1 protein-coding gene is annotated in these 1287 nt (G+C 48.8%); it reads left to right on the top strand.

Annotation, left to right across the window (positions count from 1 at the left end; genetic code table 11):
- The first annotated feature begins 71 nt into the window (after positions 1 to 71).
- Positions 72 to 1283 carry an IS256 family transposase gene (locus tag C7B65_RS26920; RefSeq protein WP_073075377.1) on the top strand — a complete coding sequence of 404 codons (1212 nt, stop codon included), beginning with the start codon at positions 72 to 74 and terminating at the stop codon, positions 1281 to 1283.
- Positions 1284 to 1287: the final 4 nt, after the last annotated feature.

The raw sequence follows: 1287 nt of genomic DNA, 5'->3' as shown, positions 1-1287 counted from the left end.
GGGAGTGTAAATTAGTTTGTGTCAGAGGTCAAAACACGATCTAATGAACCCATCACCAGAGACACAAACTCATGACCTTTCGACCTGAATTAATTGACGAACTTCTCAAAGAATATCGCAACCCTGAAGATCTCATGGGTGAAGGCGGCATTTTTAAGCAACTGACCAAAGCTTTGATCGAACGCTGCCTCACCGCAGAACTCAATACCCATCTGCAACAAGAGCAACTCGAACCCGTCCCTGCCTCTCCTAAGAATCGCCGCAATGGACATAGCCAGAAAACCATCAAGGGTGAGTTTGGCGAAGCTGAAATCGCTATCCCCCGAGATCGTCATGGTGAATTTGAACCCATCCTGATTGCCAAGGGTCAAACTCGTTTCAACGGCTTCGACGATAAGATTCTCTCGCTCTATGCGCGAGGCATGACAACCCGCGACATCCAAGCTCAACTTCAAGATTTATATGGGGTTGAGGTGTCCCATATGCTGATTTCTAACGTGACTGAGGCGGTCGAAGCGGAACGGAAACTCTGGCAAAATCGCAGTCTTGATGAGGTCTATCCGATTGTTTATCTTGATGCCATTGTGGTCAAAGTGCGTCATGAAGGACGAGTCATTCACAAGGCGATTCACATGGCACTGGGCGTTAACCTGGCAGGGCAGAAGGAGCTATTGGGCATGTGGATGACCCAGAATGAATCGTCCAAGTTCTGGCTGTCGGTCTTAAGCGAACTGAACAACCGCGGGGTTAAAGATATCTTTATTGCTTGTGTCGATGGACTGACCGGATTCCCGGAGGCGATTGAAACGGTCTTTCCTCAGACCCAGGTGCAACTCTGTATTGTCCATATGGTGCGCAACTCCCTCAGCTACGTCTCCTACAAAGACCGCAGAGCCGTTGCTGCTGGGCTTAAAACCGTTTATGGGGCTGCCACCGAGTCCGAGGCGGAACTCGCCTTAGTCGAGTTTGCCGAAAGCTGGGACAAGCAATATCCGACCATTAGCAAGTCTTGGATGCACCACTGGGAGAGGATCGTCCCCTTCTTTGCCTTCCCGGCTGATATCCGTAAAGCAATCTACACGACCAATGCCATTGAATCGATGAATATGACGTTGCGTAAGGTCTTACGCAATCATCGGTCGTTTCCAACCGATGAGTCGGTGATGAAGGTAATTTATTTAGCGATCCACAATATTGCTAAAAAATGGACAATGCCGATCCGAGACTGGAAACGGGCATTAAATCGCTTTGCTATCGAGTTTGAAGGGAGGTTTCCCATGTAGTTAT

Origin of the sequence: Phormidesmis priestleyi ULC007 (assembly GCF_003003695.1) — a bacterium.
Taxonomy (GTDB): Bacteria; Cyanobacteriota; Cyanobacteriia; order Leptolyngbyales; family Leptolyngbyaceae; genus Phormidesmis_A; species Phormidesmis_A priestleyi_A.
The sequence above is the reverse complement of the archived record's forward strand: the minus strand, read 5'-3'. Positions and strand labels throughout refer to the sequence as shown.